This window comes from Klebsiella sp. JB_Kp031, from assembly GCF_040064295.1.
Classification (GTDB): Bacteria; Pseudomonadota; Gammaproteobacteria; order Enterobacterales; family Enterobacteriaceae; genus Klebsiella; species Klebsiella quasipneumoniae.
In genome coordinates this window covers 240,826-256,349 of sequence record NZ_JBEAJW010000001.1, presented here as the reverse complement: position 1 = coordinate 256,349, position 15,524 = coordinate 240,826, and the positions used below count along the sequence as shown (strand labels likewise).

Sequence of the window (15,524 nt, the reverse complement as noted above, 5' to 3'; positions counted from 1 at the left end):
CTCCCCGGCAGCGCCATGCTGTCGGGGAAACCACGCCCGTCACTTAAATCCCACCACCGGATGCGGCTGATAGGGCGCCTCCAGTTTGTCGATCTGTTCCGGAGATAGCGTCAAATCCACCGCCTGCAACAGGTCATCGAGCTGTTCCTGACGCGACGGACCGATAATTGGCGCGGCGACGCCGGGCTTGCTTAACAGCCAGGCGAGGGCGACCTGCGCGCGACTGGCGTCGAGCTCTTCCGCCACGTCCGCGAGATTCCCGGCGATCTGCGCGTCGTTCTCTTCGCTGGTGCTGTAAAGCGATTTGCCGAACTCATCCGAGACCAGCCGGGCGGTGGTCTCACCCCATGGGCGGGTCAGCCTGCCGCGCGCCAGCGGGCTCCACGGGATCACCGCCACGCCGTTACGCTGGCACAGGGGCAGCATCTCATTCTCTTCTTCCCGGTAAATCAGGTTGTAGTGATCCTGCATGGTGACGAAGCGCGCCCAGCCGTTCTGCTGCTGAAGCGCCAGCGCCTGGGCAAACTGCCGGGCATGCATGGACGAGGCGCCGATATAGCGCGCTTTGCCGGCTTTCACCACCTCGTCCAGCGCTTCGAGCGTCTCTTCAATCGGGGTGCTGTAGTCCCAGCGGTGGATCTGCAACAGGTCGACATAGTCCATACCGAGACGGCGGAGGCTGTCGTCGATAGAGCGCAGGATCTGCGCCCGGGAAAGCCCTTCCGCCAGATCGCCGACCTGGTGATAGACCTTGGTGGCGACAACCACCTCGTCGCGGCGGGCAAAGTCGCGCAGAGCACGGCCGACGATCTCTTCGCTACTGCCGTCGGAGTAGCTGTTTGCGGTATCGAAGAAGTTGATGCCGCCTTCAATGGCGTGCTGGATGAGCGGGCGACTGCTCTCTTCCGGAAGCGTCCAGGCGTGTCTGCCGCGGTCCGGCTCGCCGAAAGTCATGCAGCCGAGGCACAGTCGGGAAACACGTAAGGCAGTATCGCCGAGGGGGATATAGTGCATGGTGCGCTCCTGCTATTCATCAAGGGTATCCCTTAAGCATAGCAGGAGCGGGAGGGGCGATTATGCCAGCCAGTCGAGGATTTTGGCTTCAATACCGGCGGCATCGAGGCCGAGGTCGGCGCGGATCTCTTCCTGAGTGCCCTGCGGAATAAAGACGTCCGGCAGGCCAATATTGAGCACCGGTACCGCCCGGCGATGGGCCATCAGCACTTCATTCACGCCGCTGCCGGCGCCGCCCATAATGGCGTTCTCTTCCAGCGTCACCAGAACGTCGTGCTCGCCTGCCAGCTGCAGGATCAGCGCGGTATCCAGCGGCTTCACAAAGCGCATGTCCACCAGGGTGGCGTTGAGTTTGTCCGCCACCGCTGCGGCCTCCGGCAGCAGGGTGCCGAAGTTGAGGATCGCTACCTTCTCGCCCTGGCGTTTCACTACCCCTTTGCCGATCGGCAGCGATGCCAGCGGCTCCAGCGTCGCGCCGGTGCCGCTGCCGCGCGGATAGCGCACCGCGCAGGGGCCGTCGCTGTAGTGGTAGCCGGTGTACAGCATCTGGCGGCATTCATTTTCATCGCTCGGCGTCATCACCACCATATCCGGAATACAGCGCAGGAAGGAGAGATCGAACGCCCCCTGATGCGTCTGGCCGTCTGCGCCGACAATCCCGGCGCGGTCGATGGCAAACAGCACCGGCAGGTTCTGAATAGCCACATCGTGGATCACCTGATCGTAGGCTCGCTGCAGGAAGGTGGAGTAGATGGCCACCACTGGTTTGTAGTCGCCAATCGCCAGTCCGGCGGCGAAGGTGACTGCATGCTGCTCGGCGATGGCGACATCAAAGTACTGATCGGGGAATTTCTTCGAAAATTCCACCATCCCTGAACCTTCGCGCATCGCCGGGGTGATGGCCATCAGCTTGCTGTCTTTGGCCGCCGTTTCGCAAAGCCAGTCGCCGAAGATTTTCGAATAGGAAGGGAGACCGCCGCTGCTTTTGGGCAGTACGCCGCTGGTATGGTCGAACTTTGGCACCGCGTGGAAAGTGATCGGGTCTTTCTCGGCGGGCTCATAGCCGCGGCCTTTTTTGGTCATAATATGCAGGAACTGCGGGCCCTTCAGGTCGCGCATGTTCTTCAGGGTGCTGACCAGACCGAGCACATCGTGGCCATCCACCGGGCCGATGTAGTTAAAGCCCAGCTCTTCAAACAGCGTCCCAGGCACCACCATGCCTTTGATATGCTCTTCGGTCCGCTTAAGCAGCTCTTTAATCGGCGGTACGCCGGAAAAGACCTTTTTGCCGCCTTCGCGCAGGGTGGAGTAGAGCTTACCGGAGAGCAGCTGCGCCAGATGATTATTCAGCGCCCCGACGTTCTCGGAGATCGACATTTCATTGTCATTCAGCACCACCAGCAGGTCGGGTTTGATATCCCCGGCGTGGTTCATCGCCTCAAACGCCATGCCGGCGGTAATCGCCCCGTCGCCAATCACGCACACCGCGCGCCGCTGTTTATCCTCTTTCGCGGCGGCGATAGCCACCCCGATGCCAGCGGAAATGGAGGTGGAGGAGTGACCGACGCTCAGCACGTCGTACTCGCTTTCACCGCGCCACGGGAAGGGGTGCAGGCCGCCTTTCTGGCGAATGGTGCCGATTTTGTCGCGGCGGCCGGTCAGAATTTTATGCGGGTAGGCCTGGTGACCGACGTCCCAGATCAGGCGATCGAAGGGCGTGTTATAGACGTAGTGCAGCGCCACGGTCAGTTCCACCGTGCCGAGGCCAGAGGCAAAGTGACCGCTGGAGCGGCTGACGCTGTCCAACAGGTAGCGCCGCAGCTCATCACACAGCTTCGGCAGGCTCTCTTTTGGCAACAGGCGCAACTCCTGGGTGGAATCTACCAGCGCCAGGGTCGGGTATTTGGCAATATCAAAACTCATCAGAGACTCATTTATTGTTTATTTATCGCGCTGAATAATGTAATTCGCGAGCGCTTCCAGTGCCGAAGTATCCAGAGATTGTGCGGCCAGTTCATCTAACGAACGGCGGGCATCAGCGATCAGGTCGTGCGCTTTCTTCCGGGCTTGCTCAAGACCCAGGAGGGCGGGATAGGTGCTTTTACCCAATTGCTGGTCGGCACCCTGACGTTTGCCAAGGGTCGCAGTATCCCCTACCACGTCGAGAATGTCATCCTGGACCTGGAAGGCCAGGCCGATATTTTCCGCATAGCGATCCAGCGCGGGCAGGGCGGCACGCCCGCGCTCGCCGGCGCTCAGCGCCCCCATGCGGACGGCGGCGCGGATTAGCGCGCCCGTTTTGTGGCGGTGGATACGTTCCAGCGCCTGCAGATTCACCTGCTGTCCTTCCGCCTGTAGATCCAGCGCCTGGCCGCCGCACATGCCCGCCACGCCGCTGGCCTGCGCCAGTTCGGAAACCATCGCCAGACGATCCCGGTCAGGGACGTCCGTCATCGGCGCATCACTGAGTATAGAGAACGCCAGCGTTTGCAGGGCATCTCCCGCAAGAATTGCGTTGGCTTCGCCAAATTTAATATGGCAGGTCGGCAGTCCGCGACGCAGATCGTCATCATCCATCGCCGGCAAATCATCATGCATCAGAGAATAAGCATGAATGCATTCGACCGCGGCGGCAGGGGCATCCAGCGTGGTGCGGCTCACGCCGAACATCTCGCCGGTAGCGTAGACAAGGAAGGGACGCAGGCGTTTACCGCCTAAGAGTGCGCCATAATGCATCGCTTCCACCAGCGGAGTGTTCTGAAAGGGCTGCGGCGTGATAAAACGGCGCAGCGCCTCGTTAGCCTGTTCCACACAGGCCTGCAATTGTTGCGGGAAATCCATTTATTCAGCGTCCGGCGTAAAAGGCGTGGTCGGGGAATCTTCACTATCCGCCAGCAGGATCTGCACGCGCTGTTCGGCCTGCTGCAGCTGGCTTTGCCCCTGGCGGGCCAGCTGGACCCCGCGCTCAAATTCGCTGAGCGCTTCTTCTAACGGCAAATCGCCGCTTTCCAGACGGTTTACGATCTGCTCCAGTTCGCCCAGTGCAGTTTCAAAGCTGGCCGGGGCCTCATTTTTCTTTGGCATAGTGAATATAGACTCTTGTTATTTCGCGACGGCAATACCGGGTATGGTAACGAAGTCACGCGTGTAAGCAAATAACGCGCAATGGTGATATACTCCGCGCCCAGGATGCAGGCACCGGTGTGCGCTGCTTTACAACTTTTGCTTAAAGCCCCGTCGGGCTTGCCAACGAACTATTGTCGCCATGAAGTTTATCATTAAATTGTTCCCGGAAATCACCATCAAAAGCCAATCTGTGCGGTTGCGCTTCATTAAAATCTTAACCGGGAACATTCGTAACGTTCTCAAAAACTATGACGAGACGCTGGCCGTCGTTCGCCATTGGGATCATATCGAAGTTCGCGCGAAAGATGAAAATCAGCGCCCGGCTATTCGCGATGCGCTGACCCGTATTCCCGGCATCCACCATATTCTGGAAGTCGAAGACGTACCGTTCACCTCGCTGCACGATATTTTTGAGCAGACGCTGCCGCTGTGGCGCGAGGCGCTGGAAGGCAAAACCTTCTGCGTGCGGGTGAAGCGTCGCGGCAAACATGAATTCACCTCAATTGAGGTGGAGCGCTACGTCGGCGGCGGCCTGAATCAGCATATTGAAACGGCGCGCGTGAAGCTGACCGACCCGGACGTTACCGTCAATCTTGAGATTGAAAACGATCGCCTGCTGCTGGTGAAAGGCCGCTATGAAGGTATCGGCGGTTTCCCGATCGGCACGCAGGAAGATGTGCTGTCGCTGATTTCCGGCGGCTTTGACTCCGGCGTCTCCAGCTACATGCTGATGCGCCGCGGCTGCCGCGTGCACTACTGCTTCTTTAACCTTGGCGGCGCCGCCCATGAGATTGGCGTCCGCCAGGTCGCGCATTACCTTTGGAACCGCTTCGGCAGCTCTCACCGCGTTCGCTTTGTGGCGATTAACTTTGAGCCGGTGGTCGGCGAAATCCTTGAAAAAGTGGATGACGGCCAGATGGGCGTGGTGCTCAAGCGCATGATGGTCCGCGCCGCGTCAAAAGTCGCGGAACGCTACGGCGTGCAGGCGCTGGTCACCGGCGAAGCGCTGGGTCAGGTCTCCAGTCAGACTCTCACCAACCTGCGCCTGATCGACAACGTCTCCGATACCCTGATCCTGCGTCCGCTGATTTCACACGATAAAGAGCACATCATCGACCTGGCCCGCGAGATCGGTACGGAAGATTTCGCCCGCACGATGCCGGAGTACTGCGGCGTGATCTCCAAGAGCCCGACCGTGAAGGCGGTGAAGGCGAAGATTGAAGCGGAAGAAGAACACTTCGATTTCAGCATCCTCGATAAAGTGGTGGAAGAGGCGAGCAATATCGATATCCGCGAAATCGCCCAGCAGACGGAAGAGACGGTGGTGGAAGTGGAAACCGTGAACGGCTTTGGCGCCAACGACGCGATCCTCGACATTCGCTCCATCGACGAGCAGGAAGACAAGCCGCTTAAGGTCGAGGGGGTTGAAGTTGTTTCTCTGCCGTTCTACAAGCTGAGCACCAAGTTTGGCGATCTCGATCAGAGTAAAACCTGGCTGCTGTGGTGCGAACGCGGAGTGATGAGCCGTCTGCAGGCGCTTTATTTGCGCGAGCAGGGCTTCAGCAACGTGAAAGTTTATCGCCCGTAACAGGTTGTTATGATGCAAAAGGCCTTCCCTGATGGAAGGCCTTTTTACTATTGGCAGGGGAGTGTATTAGCGCAGGGTCAGCGCCAGGTCATTGAGTTGATCGATGACAATATTCCAGCCCTCGAAAAATCCCATCTGCTCATGCTGCTCGCGGGTTTCATCATCGGCATGCAGCACTGTGGCCGTATAGCGACACCCGCCCTGTTCATCGGCAAAGGTGATGATGGCCGTCATCGCGAAGGGGGAAACGGCGGGGCGATAATCCGCCGTCAGCATCGAGGTCATGACGATTTTTTGTTGCGGGATAACCTCAAGAAAACAGCCGGGGTTATCGCTGCGTTCACCGTCAGGGCCGTGCATCACGGTGTGAAAGGCCCCGCCGGCGCGAAAATCAAAGGTCAGAACCTCGGTTTGCCAGGGCTTCGGGCACCACCAGGTTCGGTGTAATGCCGGGTCGGCCCACGCGCGCCACAGGGCTGCGGCGGGCGCGCTGAGCAGGCGGCTGATAACAAGATCGCGAGAATCGGTTGCGCTACGGGACATGCTACGACTCCTCAGGAAAAGGGGGAGCCAGTCCGCGGCGCGGACCGGCTATCAGGCTTCGTAGTAATTATAGATGCCGGCGGCCATCACCAACTGTGAGGCGACCTCATACGCTTTCTCGCGCCCCACCAGCAGATCGATCATTTTCAGGGCGAAATCAATCGATGTCCCTGGACCCTGGCTGGTTAACAGATTCACCCGCGGATCCCAGACCACCCGCTTATCCTGCCACTGATCGGCGGGGATCTGCGCCTTCAGCGCTGGAAAACCGGTCATGTTGCCGATCGGGAACAGATGATGAGGTACCAGCACGGTCGCCGGAGCGGCGCAGATAGCGGCCACAATGCGCCCAGAGAGATGAAACTGGCGGACGGTTTCCACCAACAGCGGGCTGTCGCGAAAGCACTCCGCTCCCTTGAGGCCGCCCGGGAGGACGATAATATCGAAATCGCCATCGGCCACCTCGACCAGAGGAGCATCCGCCAGCAGCTTGACGCCGCGCGAGCAGACGATGGTCAGGCCGCCGTCGCTGGCGACGCTGGCGGTGGTCACCTTCACCCCGCCGCGGACCAGCAGGTCGATAGTGGTGACCGCTTCGGTCTCTTCGCTACCAGGGGCGAGGCAAATCAGTGCCGACGCGCTCATATTCATTCTCCTTACGCTTGACCAGTTCAAATAAGCGGGCGTTTTCCGGTACGGCAACGCCGTGGGCGCGGGCGCGGTTGAGCAGAAAACCGGTGATATAGTCGATCTCCGTGTGCCGCTGGGCGCGAACGTCCTGCAGCATGGATGAGATATTTTCTGCCGTACTTTCAATCACCTGTTCGACATAAAATAGCAGGTTTTCCGCCGAGGTATGAATACCTTCGCGCTCCATCACTGCCGCCACCTCGCGACAAATGGCCGCAACTTCCTGCGGATAGTCGCGCAGATCGCCATTTTTACACCCTTTTATCGCGGTCAGGGGGTTAATCACGCAGTTAACCGCGAGTTTGCGCCAGGTGGCCGAGAAAATATTGTTGTGCCAGGCGACATCCGGCAGCACGTTCTGCAGCACTTCAGCGAGGTAGCTGTAGTCCTGTTCGTAGCTTTTCGCCGGCCCGATATGCGTGGTGCCCTGGGCGACGTGGATGATGACATTCCCGTCCCGGCGAGCCGCCTGGGTGGTGGAGGCCAGCAGCAACGGCTGTTTCACGCTGCGCAGCTCCTCGACGGTTCCCATGCCGTTATGCACCAGCACAATCGGCGTGGTGTCCGGCAGGATCGCGGCCAGGTGCTTCACCGCGTTTGAAACCTGCCAGGCTTTTAAAGTGACAATCAGCAGCTCGCTGCTGGCAAGAAAATCGGGATCGTTGGCCGTCAGCGACTCGTTGAACACCGAGCCGTCGGTTTCAATGACGTTGACGCTACAGAATGGCTGCGGCACGCGCAGCCAGCCCTGGACTTCATGTCCCTGTTTGCACAACGCGGTCAGCCATAGTTGTCCCAGTGCACCGCATCCCAGTACGGTTACTTTCATTGTTCCTCCTCATCTGCCGCTACCCCAGGCGCTGATGACTAAAGTCTATCTCGTCGCTTTTCGCATCGTCGCACGGAAAGGGGGTTTCGGCGTCGTCGGGCAGCATGGGGAAAATAGCGCGAGCGTTGCGTAATCAGCTAAGCTTCCGGGATAACAAGTTGAGTTATGCCGCGTTGCAGGTATTATGCAACGCAAAAGAAACGGAAGGAGAGGAAAAGATGCCATCTTTCGATATTGTCTCTGAAGTTGATCTTCAGGAAGCCCGTAACGCGGTAGACAACGCGAGCCGCGAAGTCGAGTCGCGTTTTGATTTTCGTGGCGTTGAAGCCACGTTTGAATTAAACGACGCCAACAAGACCATTAAAGTGCTGAGCGAGTCTGACTTCCAGGTGAACCAGCTGCTGGATATCCTGCGCGCCAAGCTGCTCAAGCGCGGCATTGAAGGCACCTCCCTCGACGTGCCGGAAGATATCGTACACAGCGGTAAAACCTGGTTTGTTGAAGCGAAGCTGAAGCAGGGCATTGAAAGCGCGGTGCAGAAGAAGATCGTTAAACTGATCAAAGACAGCAAGCTGAAAGTGCAGGCCCAGATTCAGGGCGAAGAGATCCGCGTGACCGGTAAGTCCCGCGACGACCTGCAGTCGGTGATGGCGCTGGTGCGCGGTGGCGATCTGGGACAACCGTTCCAGTTCAAAAACTTCCGCGACTAAGGCGGCCGACAGACAGCAAAAAGCGGGGAATTCCCCGCTTTTTTATACCCCTTTGATGAGCTGCTCTATCTCGAAGCGGTTGGTGACTTTGCTGTCGATTTTGATATACACCGAACGCTCCTCGGGCACCACCAGCGCCTGATGAACCCCGCTGGCATTCAGCAGACGCGCCTGCAGCGCGCTGTCGACCACCACGCCGTCCGGTACCTCTACCCGCAGGCTGCTGACGTAGGGCGGCTCGCTCATGGTGCTGGCCACCAGCAGCCACAGCATCGCCAGCAGGGCGCCCAGCAGAAACACGGTCTGCGAATCAAAGAAACCATCGACCCAACCGCCAAGGGCGCCGCCAATCGCCACCCCGAGGAACTGGCTGGTGGAGTAGACGCCCATCGCGGTGCCTTTGTAGCCCGCCGGCGACTCTTTGCTAATCAACGACGGCAGCAGCGCTTCCAGCAGGTTAAACGCCAGGAAGAAGAGCTGAACGCCCGCCACCAGTTCCCAGAAGTAGCCTCCTGCGCCCCAGAGGACAATCTCCGCAATCAGCAGGATGGCGACGCAGAGCAAAAAGACGCGCTTCATCTTACGCTTCACTTCGGCGTAGATGATAAACGGCACCACCGAGATGAAGGAGATAACCATGGTGACCAGGTAAATCTTCCAGTGCTCGGCGGCCGGGAAGCCGGCGGCCTCCAGCTGTCCGGGCAGCGCGACAAAAGTGGACATCAGCATGATGTGCAGGCACATGATGCCAAAGTTGAGCTTCAACAGGCGCGGCTCCGCCAGCACCTTGCTAAAGCAGCCCTTCACCATCCCGGATTCGCGGTTAAGCACGTGGTTCTGGCTGTTGGGAACCACCCACAGGGTGAGCAGAATGCCGACGGTCGCCAGGATGGCGATCATCCAGAACAGGGCGTGCAGACCCAGCTGATGGGTAATAATCGGCCCCAGCACCATGGCGATAGCGAAAGTGACGCCGAAGCTGACGCCAATAAACGCCATCGCTTTAGTGCGGTTCTGTTCGCGGGTGAGATCGGAGAGCAGGGCCATGACCGCGGCGGCGATGGCGCCGGAGCCCTGAAGGGCACGGCCAAGAATGATGCCCCAGATGGAGTCGGTGAGCGCGGCGATGACGCTGCCGAGCACGAAAATAAGCAGGCCGCCGACGATCAACGGCTTACGGCCAATACGGTCAGATAACAGTCCGAAGGGGATCTGGAACACCGCCTGCGCCAGACCGTAGATGCCGATCGCCAGGCCAATCAGCGCTTCACTGGCGCCCTGCAATGCCATGCCATACGTGGTCAGAACCGGCAGGACCATAAACATGCCAAGCATGCGCAGGGAGAATACCGTCCCCAAACCCCAGGTCGCGCGCAGTTCCCCTGGCGTCATTTTGTTATCGTTCATTACCACCTCAATATAAAAACTGCGCCTAGTGTAGCGGCGGGGGGTAAGAAGCGTAAATAAATGTTTGTTTAACAGATATTACGGGGCTGTTGCGCGATGCGACAAGTTGGTAAAAATCAATAAACCAGTGGAGGAGGACTCCACTGGCGAGGGGGAAAATTAAGGTAAAGTAAAGTCAACCCACTGGCTGCCGGCATCAGCCGATTTGACGCATTGCTCGACCCAATAGACGCCGTGCAGACCGGCTTCGACGTCCGGATACCAGAAGTCTTGCAGGAAGGCGCGATCGTCACGGTCCGTAGCGTCAATCGCCTGCGCATAGCGGCGATAGAGGTTGGCCCAGGCTTCAAACAGCCCTTCCGGATGACCGCCGCCGATGCGATCGTCCGCCAGCGCGTTTGCGCTCAGGTAGGGCATCCCGCGTTCCAGAATGCGCGCCGGCTCGCCCTGCACCTCATAGCTGAGCTGGTTAGGATGCTCATCCCACCATTCGATACTCGCTTTTTCGCCGACGATGCGTACTTTTTGCGAGTGCATGGCGCCGCTGTTCACCGCGCTGGTCCACATCGAGCCAACCGCGCCGTTGTCATATTCCATCAGGACAAAGGCGTTATCTTCCAGCGGCGCGCGAGAGGGAACAAAGCTCTGGCGGGAGCACATCAGCCGTTTGATATTGAGCTGTGGCGCCATGGTTTCGGCGACAAACAGCGGATGGGTGGCCAAATCTCCCAGCACATAGCTGGGCCCGGCGAACTTCGGCGTCACGCGCCAGCGGGTGGATTCTGCCTGCAGCTCGACGGCCTGGTTATGAAAGCCGTGGGCGAACTGCATATTGACGATGCGGATCTCGCCGAGCAGCCCATCGGCAATCATCTGCCGCGCCTGCTGGATCATCTGATAGCCGGCATAGCCGTAGGTGACGCCGACGATTTTGTTCTGTTTTTTACTCAGGTCCACCAGTTCGCGCGCCTCTTCGGCGGTAAAGCAGAGGGGCTTTTCACAGATGACATGGAGGCCCGCTTCCAGCGCCGCTTTGGTGATGGCGAAATGGGTATTATTCGGGGTGGTGACCGAGACGACCTCAATCCCGTCAGGACGCTGCGCCTCTTCACGAAACAGGGTCTGGTAGTCGGCGTAGCAGCGCTCCGGCGCGATGCCAAGCTGCTCACCGAACGCGCGCCCGCGCTCGGCATCGACGTCAAGCGCGCCGGCCAGTAGGGTGTAAACATTGTCACGCAGCGCCGCACAGCGGTGGCTGTAGCCGATCTGGCTGGTTCCCCCGCCGCCGACCATGCCCCAACGCAGGGAACGGGATAAGGGTTTCAGACCGTTTAACATGGTGCTCTCCTTTTTGAAATCATTCGCACTCTGAGGCGCTCAATGCCGACGCCTGCGGCAACGCGCATCCGGATAGACTGACCTAAACTTAAGGAAATGTTTGTTCTGTTTCAATTGTATTGTGGAATTTATTTTTCATATATGCGAAGGGGATCGAATAAGCAGAAGTTTATTTTCCGCTGGGTTGAAAAGGAGAGGGGAATCAACGGCGACGGGTACAGGCCGGAATGTGGCGGAATGCTTTTCGTTACAGAGCAAGATGAAATAAATTTTCTTTTTAACCTCAACGTGCGGTGCAATCCGCAGATTGCACCGGAGGAAGACGACGACATTACGCTCCGCGCACAGATGCGGGGGCTGGCGAAGCGGCGGGAGGATTACCGGCCGCAAAGATACCCTTCGCCGCCAGGCCTGCGACGGTGAGGGCTGCCGGGATGCCGAGGATCAAAAAGACGCTTTCGAAGGGCAGGTTGAGCGCCATCATCTCAGCGCCAGCAAAGGCGCTGAGGATCGCGCCGATCCGCCCGACGCCGTGCATCCAGCTGGATCCCGTCGCCCGCGCCTGCGTGGGGTAGTAACGGGCGGAGAGGGCGTTCATGCCGGTATTGGCGCCGTTCAGGCAGGCGCCGCTAATAAACGCCAGCAAACAGAGCAGGGCAAAGCTGCCCGCCGCGTAGCCCATCGCCATGGTAAACAGGCCGCCGACGGCGTAGATCATCCCCAGCGCGCGATGGGGATTGATGCGGTCCATCAGCCAGCCGGCAAACAGCGAGCCGAGGGTACCTCCCGCCTGGTAGATGGCCGTCATGACGGCCGCCTGGCTGACGGTAAGCCCGACCTCCTTAACCAGCGTTGGCAGCCAGCTGCCGAGAATATAGACGAGGAACAGCCCCATAAAGTAGACCAGCCATAGCATCAGCGAGCCAAAGCCATACTGGCGGGAGAGCACAATGCGCATCGCATTCCCGGCCGCCGGCTGCGCCGGCAGGATAAACGTCGCGTTGTCGCTGATTTGTCCGGGATAAAGACGATTGAGGATGGCGCGAATGCGTGCCGCAGGCGCTTGTTTTATCACCAGAAAACGAACCGATTCCGGCAGCCGCCAGATAAGCAGGGGGGCAAACAGCAGCGGCAGAATGCCACCGAGCGCCATCAGCGAGTGCCAGCCAAACTGCGGGATCAGCCATGACGCGGTAAATCCTCCGGCCGCCGCGCCGAAGGTGAAGCCGCAGAAGATGACGGTAATAATAAATGAGCGCTGGCGTTCCGGAGCGTATTCCGACACCAGCGTCCCGATGTTCGGCATCGCGGCGCCCAGTCCGAGGCCGGTCATAAAGCGGAAGAACATCATCTGCTCAATGTTGTGCGAGAAGGCGGTGGCGATGGTCCAGAAGCCGAAGAAGAAGACGCTGTTGATGATGATCTTCTTGCGTCCCAGCCAGTCGGCGAGCGGGCCAGAGAAAATAGCGCCCAGCGCGAGGCCGATCAGCGCGGCGCTAATCACCAGGCCCAACTGGTGGTTGCTTACCCCCCACTCCAGCTTCAGCGTCGGGGCGATAAAGCCCATGATCGCGATATCAAACCCATCAAGAGCGATAACGCAAAAGCCGAGAAAAATAATCTGCTTTTGAAAGCGGCTCAGAGGATTACGGTTAATTAACTCTCTGACATCCAGGCGTTGAGTCTGTGTCATAGCGTATTCCTTATGCGCAGGAGCGCAGGTAGGGCTGCGCGGCATTGAACAGTAATTGCGCCCGCTGGAGGGGCGGCAGGGCGCCCTGCTCACCGTCCAGCGGCACTTCGAGGGAGACCGGTAGCGTTGCCGGCAGTGCCGCCATCAGACCGTGCAGATCCAGACCGCCTTCCCCCGGCACGTTGCGCGCTGAGCGGGCCTGGCGGATGAGCTCCTGCTCGCTTTCCGGCCGCTGCGCCGCGCCATCGCAGAGTTGCATATAGTTCAGATGATGCGCGGGCAGGCTGGAGAGGGCGGCGAGCGATTCCCCCGCGCGCCAGAAATGAAGGGCGTCCACCAGGATGCCGATATCTTCTCGCCCGCTGGCGGCGATCAGCGCCTGCGCATCGGCGATCGTGCGCAGCTGGGTCCAGGGCATCGGCTCAAGGTTCATGGTCAGGCCAAATGAGCGACCGGCCGCGGCGAGAGTGGCCAGGTTGTCGGCGCTGCGCTGCAGGTTGTCGTCATTCCCGGCGACTAACACCTGTCCGGCGCCAAGCCGCGCGGCGGTCTCCATAAAGCGCTGCAGCCGATCGTCGAGGGTAAACCCCGGGCTGAGGCGGACGATCTCCACGTCCGAGACGCGGATGCCGGTTTCCATCAGCGCGGCCAGGGTCGCGCGGACGGCGGGGGTATCGCCCAGCATGTCGTAGTCCGGGTCGGCAGGTGTGGCGGGCAGCAGCCGCAGTCCCACGTGGGTAAAACCGGTTCTGGCCGCTATCCGCACCTGTTCGGGGGGAGGGACATCGAGCAGGCTCAGCGCGGCGAGCGATAGGGTACGCATGTTCATAAATGGCTCCGGTACAGTTGCAGGTGAAGTTAGCCAGGGGTATTGCCGTCCCTGGTTTTTATTGCTTTGTTTTTATTGTGTTTGCCGCCAGATTTTTGCCCACCAGGTAGCCGAAGGTCATAGCCGGCCCGAGGGTGATCCCTCCGCTGGGGTAATAGCCGCGCATCACGCTCGACATGTCGTTGCCGATGGCGAACAGGCCCGGTATCGGCTGCTGCTGCCCATCCAACACCCGAGCGTGTTCGTCGGTTTGTAACCCGCTAAAGGTGCCCAGCGAGCCGGGCAGAATGCGCACCGCGTAGAACGGCCCTTCGCGCAGCGCTCCGAGCGTCACCTGATGGTCACCCTGCGCGCGGTTATAGGCCGATGCGCCGCGGTGAAAATCGATGTCTTCACCGGTGCTGGCAAAATGGTTAAAGCGTGCAACGGTTTCCGCCAGCGCATCGGTATCGATGGCGCACCGCTTCGCCAGCTCGGCAAGGGTGTTTCCTCGCCGCAGATAGCCGGTACGCAGCCAGGCGGTAGGGGAGAACGGAAAGGGCCTGGCGTGGCCCAGGCCATAGCGGCGCAGCGCGCGCCGATCGGCCAGCAGCCAGGCCTGCGGCGTGTCGCCCGCGGGCGTCGCCGCCAGCAGGGCGGCGATAAAGTCGTGATAGGAGTCGGCCTCGTTAACAAAGCGTTTGCCGTTAGGCAGGACGGCGATCACCCCGGGCTTGGCGCGTTCCACCAGATGGGGAAACATCAGCTGCTGGCCGCTGGCGAGGGTGACGCGGGACACCGGCGCCCAGGCCAGCGGGTGGCGCAGGCGGGTATCGAACTGGCCGCCGGCGGATTCGCCAAGGCGGATCCCCTCGCCCTGATTGTCAGGCGGCGCGGCGGAGAAATGGCCGTAACCCTCCGCGGCATGAGGCACCACCTGCGCCAGGCGCTGCCGATCGTGGGGAAAACCGCCGCAGGCCAGCACCACGGCGCCCGCTTCGACGAGTATCTCCCCGCCGTCGCTGCGCAGCACTGCACCGGACACTCCCTGCGGACCCTGCAGCAGTCTGACCGCCGGGGCGTTGAGCTGAAAACGCACCCCGGCGTCGAGGGCGGATCGCAGCAGACGGGCGACCAGCGCATTGCCATTGACCAGATGCAGCCCTCGTCCGGCGCGCAGCCGCTGCCAGCCGTGGCGCAGCAGGCGGCGGGCGGCATACAGCGCAGAGCGCGGCGAGCGGGTAGCGTTGAAAAAATGCGCCATGTCCGCGCCGCCGGCGATGCCCATCCCGGCAAGACTGATGGTCTCCAGCGGCGGGCGCAGTCGGTGGAGCCAGTCGCCGAGCAGGCGGCCATCGTAGGGCTGAGCGGTGACCGACCGCCCACCGTTCGCCGCGCCCGGCGACGCGTGAAAGTCCGGCATGGTGCTGCCCGACAGAAACTTCACCGCCGTCCGTTGATGAAAAAAATCCACCATTTCCGGCCCGTAATGCAGGAAGGTCTGCAAGCGAACGTCGGCGGCTTCTCCCCCCATCTCATGCTGCAGATAGGTCAGCGGGGCATCGGCCGCTTCGTCGATGCCCTCCGCTCGCGCCAGCGGGTTGCAGGGGATCCACAGCCAGCCGCCGGACCAGGCGCTGGTCCCGCCGAGCACTGACGCTTTCTCCGCCACCATGACGCTGGCGCCGTGCACTGCCGCGGTGACCGCGGCAGAGAGTCCCGCCGCGCCGGATCCGACCACCAGCACATCCACCTTCACAGGCCCGCTCATGATGGAC

The 15,524-nt window shown here is 60.3% G+C and carries 14 protein-coding genes; 2 read left to right on the top strand and 12 right to left on the bottom strand.

Annotated elements, in window-relative coordinates; all coding sequences use genetic code 11:
* Window positions 1-39 precede the first annotated feature (39 nt).
* From ABLV64_RS01165 to xseB, 4 genes are read right to left on the bottom strand one after another with little or no spacing between them, the layout of a single operon-like run.
* Window positions 40-1,014 (bottom strand): aldo/keto reductase, encoded by a 975-nt coding sequence (locus ABLV64_RS01165; protein ID WP_017898927.1) that lies wholly within the window; start codon window positions 1,012-1,014, stop codon window positions 40-42.
* A gap of 60 nt (window positions 1,015-1,074) precedes the next feature.
* Window positions 1,075-2,937, bottom strand: coding sequence for a 1-deoxy-D-xylulose-5-phosphate synthase (gene dxs, locus ABLV64_RS01160; RefSeq protein WP_217325083.1), 1,863 nt, complete (start codon window positions 2,935-2,937; stop codon window positions 1,075-1,077).
* An 18-nt stretch (window positions 2,938-2,955) separates the two neighbouring features.
* A complete protein-coding gene (gene ispA, locus ABLV64_RS01155) occupies window positions 2,956-3,855 on the bottom strand; it encodes a (2E,6E)-farnesyl diphosphate synthase (RefSeq protein WP_048323157.1) in 900 nt (299 codons plus the stop codon).
* Window positions 3,856-4,098 carry an exodeoxyribonuclease VII small subunit gene (gene xseB, locus ABLV64_RS01150; protein ID WP_004204824.1) on the bottom strand — a complete coding sequence of 81 codons (243 nt, stop codon included), beginning with the start codon at window positions 4,096-4,098 and terminating at the stop codon, window positions 3,856-3,858. It lies immediately after the preceding gene.
* A 181-nt stretch (window positions 4,099-4,279) separates the two neighbouring features.
* On the opposite strand from xseB, the gene thiI reads away from it, so the two are divergent.
* The gene (gene thiI / locus ABLV64_RS01145) at window positions 4,280-5,728 is read left to right on the top strand and encodes a tRNA uracil 4-sulfurtransferase ThiI (protein ID WP_004204823.1); all 1,449 of its coding nucleotides are present in this window, start codon (window positions 4,280-4,282) and stop codon (window positions 5,726-5,728) included.
* A 66-nt stretch (window positions 5,729-5,794) separates the two neighbouring features.
* On the opposite strand, the gene ABLV64_RS01140 is transcribed toward thiI, so the two are convergent.
* From ABLV64_RS01140 to panE, 3 genes are read right to left on the bottom strand one after another with little or no spacing between them, the layout of a single operon-like run.
* Entirely contained in the window at window positions 5,795-6,271 is a 477-nt protein-coding gene (locus tag ABLV64_RS01140) for an SRPBCC family protein (RefSeq protein ID WP_348843131.1), read from the bottom strand.
* Between the two features lie 51 nt (window positions 6,272-6,322).
* Complete coding sequence (gene yajL, locus ABLV64_RS01135) at window positions 6,323-6,916, bottom strand: protein deglycase YajL (protein ID WP_004204820.1); 594 nt, start codon at window positions 6,914-6,916, stop codon at window positions 6,323-6,325.
* Window positions 6,879-7,790, bottom strand: a complete 912-nt coding sequence (panE, locus tag ABLV64_RS01130) for a 2-dehydropantoate 2-reductase (RefSeq protein WP_017898925.1) — start codon at window positions 7,788-7,790, stop codon at window positions 6,879-6,881. The genes yajL and panE overlap by 38 nt, the downstream gene beginning before the upstream one ends.
* Window positions 7,791-8,008: 218 nt before the next feature.
* Between panE and ABLV64_RS01125 the strand changes: the two genes are divergently transcribed.
* On the top strand, window positions 8,009-8,500 hold the full coding sequence (locus ABLV64_RS01125; RefSeq protein WP_002891465.1) for a YajQ family cyclic di-GMP-binding protein: 492 nt from the start codon (window positions 8,009-8,011) through the stop codon (window positions 8,498-8,500).
* A gap of 42 nt (window positions 8,501-8,542) precedes the next feature.
* Here ABLV64_RS01125 and ABLV64_RS01120 read toward each other — a convergent pair whose 3' ends face one another.
* From ABLV64_RS01120 to ABLV64_RS01100, 5 genes are all read right to left on the bottom strand, one after another.
* Window positions 8,543-9,907 (bottom strand): MFS transporter, encoded by a 1,365-nt coding sequence (locus ABLV64_RS01120; protein ID WP_004204817.1) that lies wholly within the window; start codon window positions 9,905-9,907, stop codon window positions 8,543-8,545.
* 159 nt (window positions 9,908-10,066) lie between these two features.
* Entirely contained in the window at window positions 10,067-11,245 is a 1,179-nt protein-coding gene (locus ABLV64_RS01115; protein WP_004204816.1) for a Gfo/Idh/MocA family oxidoreductase, read from the bottom strand.
* Between the two features lie 331 nt (window positions 11,246-11,576).
* Window positions 11,577-12,938 (bottom strand): aromatic acid/H+ symport family MFS transporter, encoded by a 1,362-nt coding sequence (locus ABLV64_RS01110; RefSeq protein WP_205608703.1) that lies wholly within the window; start codon window positions 12,936-12,938, stop codon window positions 11,577-11,579.
* 10 nt (window positions 12,939-12,948) lie between these two features.
* Window positions 12,949-13,767, bottom strand: a complete 819-nt coding sequence (locus ABLV64_RS01105) for a TIM barrel protein (protein ID WP_004204814.1) — start codon at window positions 13,765-13,767, stop codon at window positions 12,949-12,951.
* A 58-nt stretch (window positions 13,768-13,825) separates the two neighbouring features.
* The gene (locus tag ABLV64_RS01100) at window positions 13,826-15,517 is read right to left on the bottom strand and encodes an FAD-dependent oxidoreductase (RefSeq protein WP_032455633.1); all 1,692 of its coding nucleotides are present in this window, start codon (window positions 15,515-15,517) and stop codon (window positions 13,826-13,828) included.
* Window positions 15,518-15,524: the final 7 nt, after the last annotated feature.

Excerpts from the sequence above, each read along its gene's own strand:
- ispA (WP_048323157.1), bottom strand. The coding sequence starts at position 3,855 with ATGGATTTCCCGCAACAATTGCAGGCCTGTGTGGAACAGGCTAACGAG.
- ABLV64_RS01165 (WP_017898927.1), bottom strand. The coding sequence starts at position 1,014 with ATGCACTATATCCCCCTCGGCGATACTGCCTTACGTGTTTCCCGACTG.
- ABLV64_RS01105 (WP_004204814.1), bottom strand. The coding sequence starts at position 13,767 with ATGAACATGCGTACCCTATCGCTCGCCGCGCTGAGCCTGCTCGATGTC.
- xseB (WP_004204824.1), bottom strand. The coding sequence starts at position 4,098 with ATGCCAAAGAAAAATGAGGCCCCGGCCAGCTTTGAAACTGCACTGGGC.
- yajL (WP_004204820.1), bottom strand. The coding sequence starts at position 6,916 with ATGAGCGCGTCGGCACTGATTTGCCTCGCCCCTGGTAGCGAAGAGACC.
- ABLV64_RS01140 (WP_348843131.1), bottom strand. The coding sequence starts at position 6,271 with ATGTCCCGTAGCGCAACCGATTCTCGCGATCTTGTTATCAGCCGCCTG.
- ABLV64_RS01120 (WP_004204817.1), bottom strand. The coding sequence starts at position 9,907 with ATGAACGATAACAAAATGACGCCAGGGGAACTGCGCGCGACCTGGGGT.
- dxs (WP_217325083.1), bottom strand. The coding sequence starts at position 2,937 with ATGAGTTTTGATATTGCCAAATACCCGACCCTGGCGCTGGTAGATTCC.
- thiI (WP_004204823.1), top strand. The coding sequence starts at position 4,280 with ATGAAGTTTATCATTAAATTGTTCCCGGAAATCACCATCAAAAGCCAA.
- ABLV64_RS01100 (WP_032455633.1), bottom strand. The coding sequence starts at position 15,517 with ATGAGCGGGCCTGTGAAGGTGGATGTGCTGGTGGTCGGATCCGGCGCG.
- ABLV64_RS01125 (WP_002891465.1), top strand. The coding sequence starts at position 8,009 with ATGCCATCTTTCGATATTGTCTCTGAAGTTGATCTTCAGGAAGCCCGT.
- panE (WP_017898925.1), bottom strand. The coding sequence starts at position 7,790 with ATGAAAGTAACCGTACTGGGATGCGGTGCACTGGGACAACTATGGCTG.
- ABLV64_RS01115 (WP_004204816.1), bottom strand. The coding sequence starts at position 11,245 with ATGTTAAACGGTCTGAAACCCTTATCCCGTTCCCTGCGTTGGGGCATG.
- ABLV64_RS01110 (WP_205608703.1), bottom strand. The coding sequence starts at position 12,938 with ATGACACAGACTCAACGCCTGGATGTCAGAGAGTTAATTAACCGTAAT.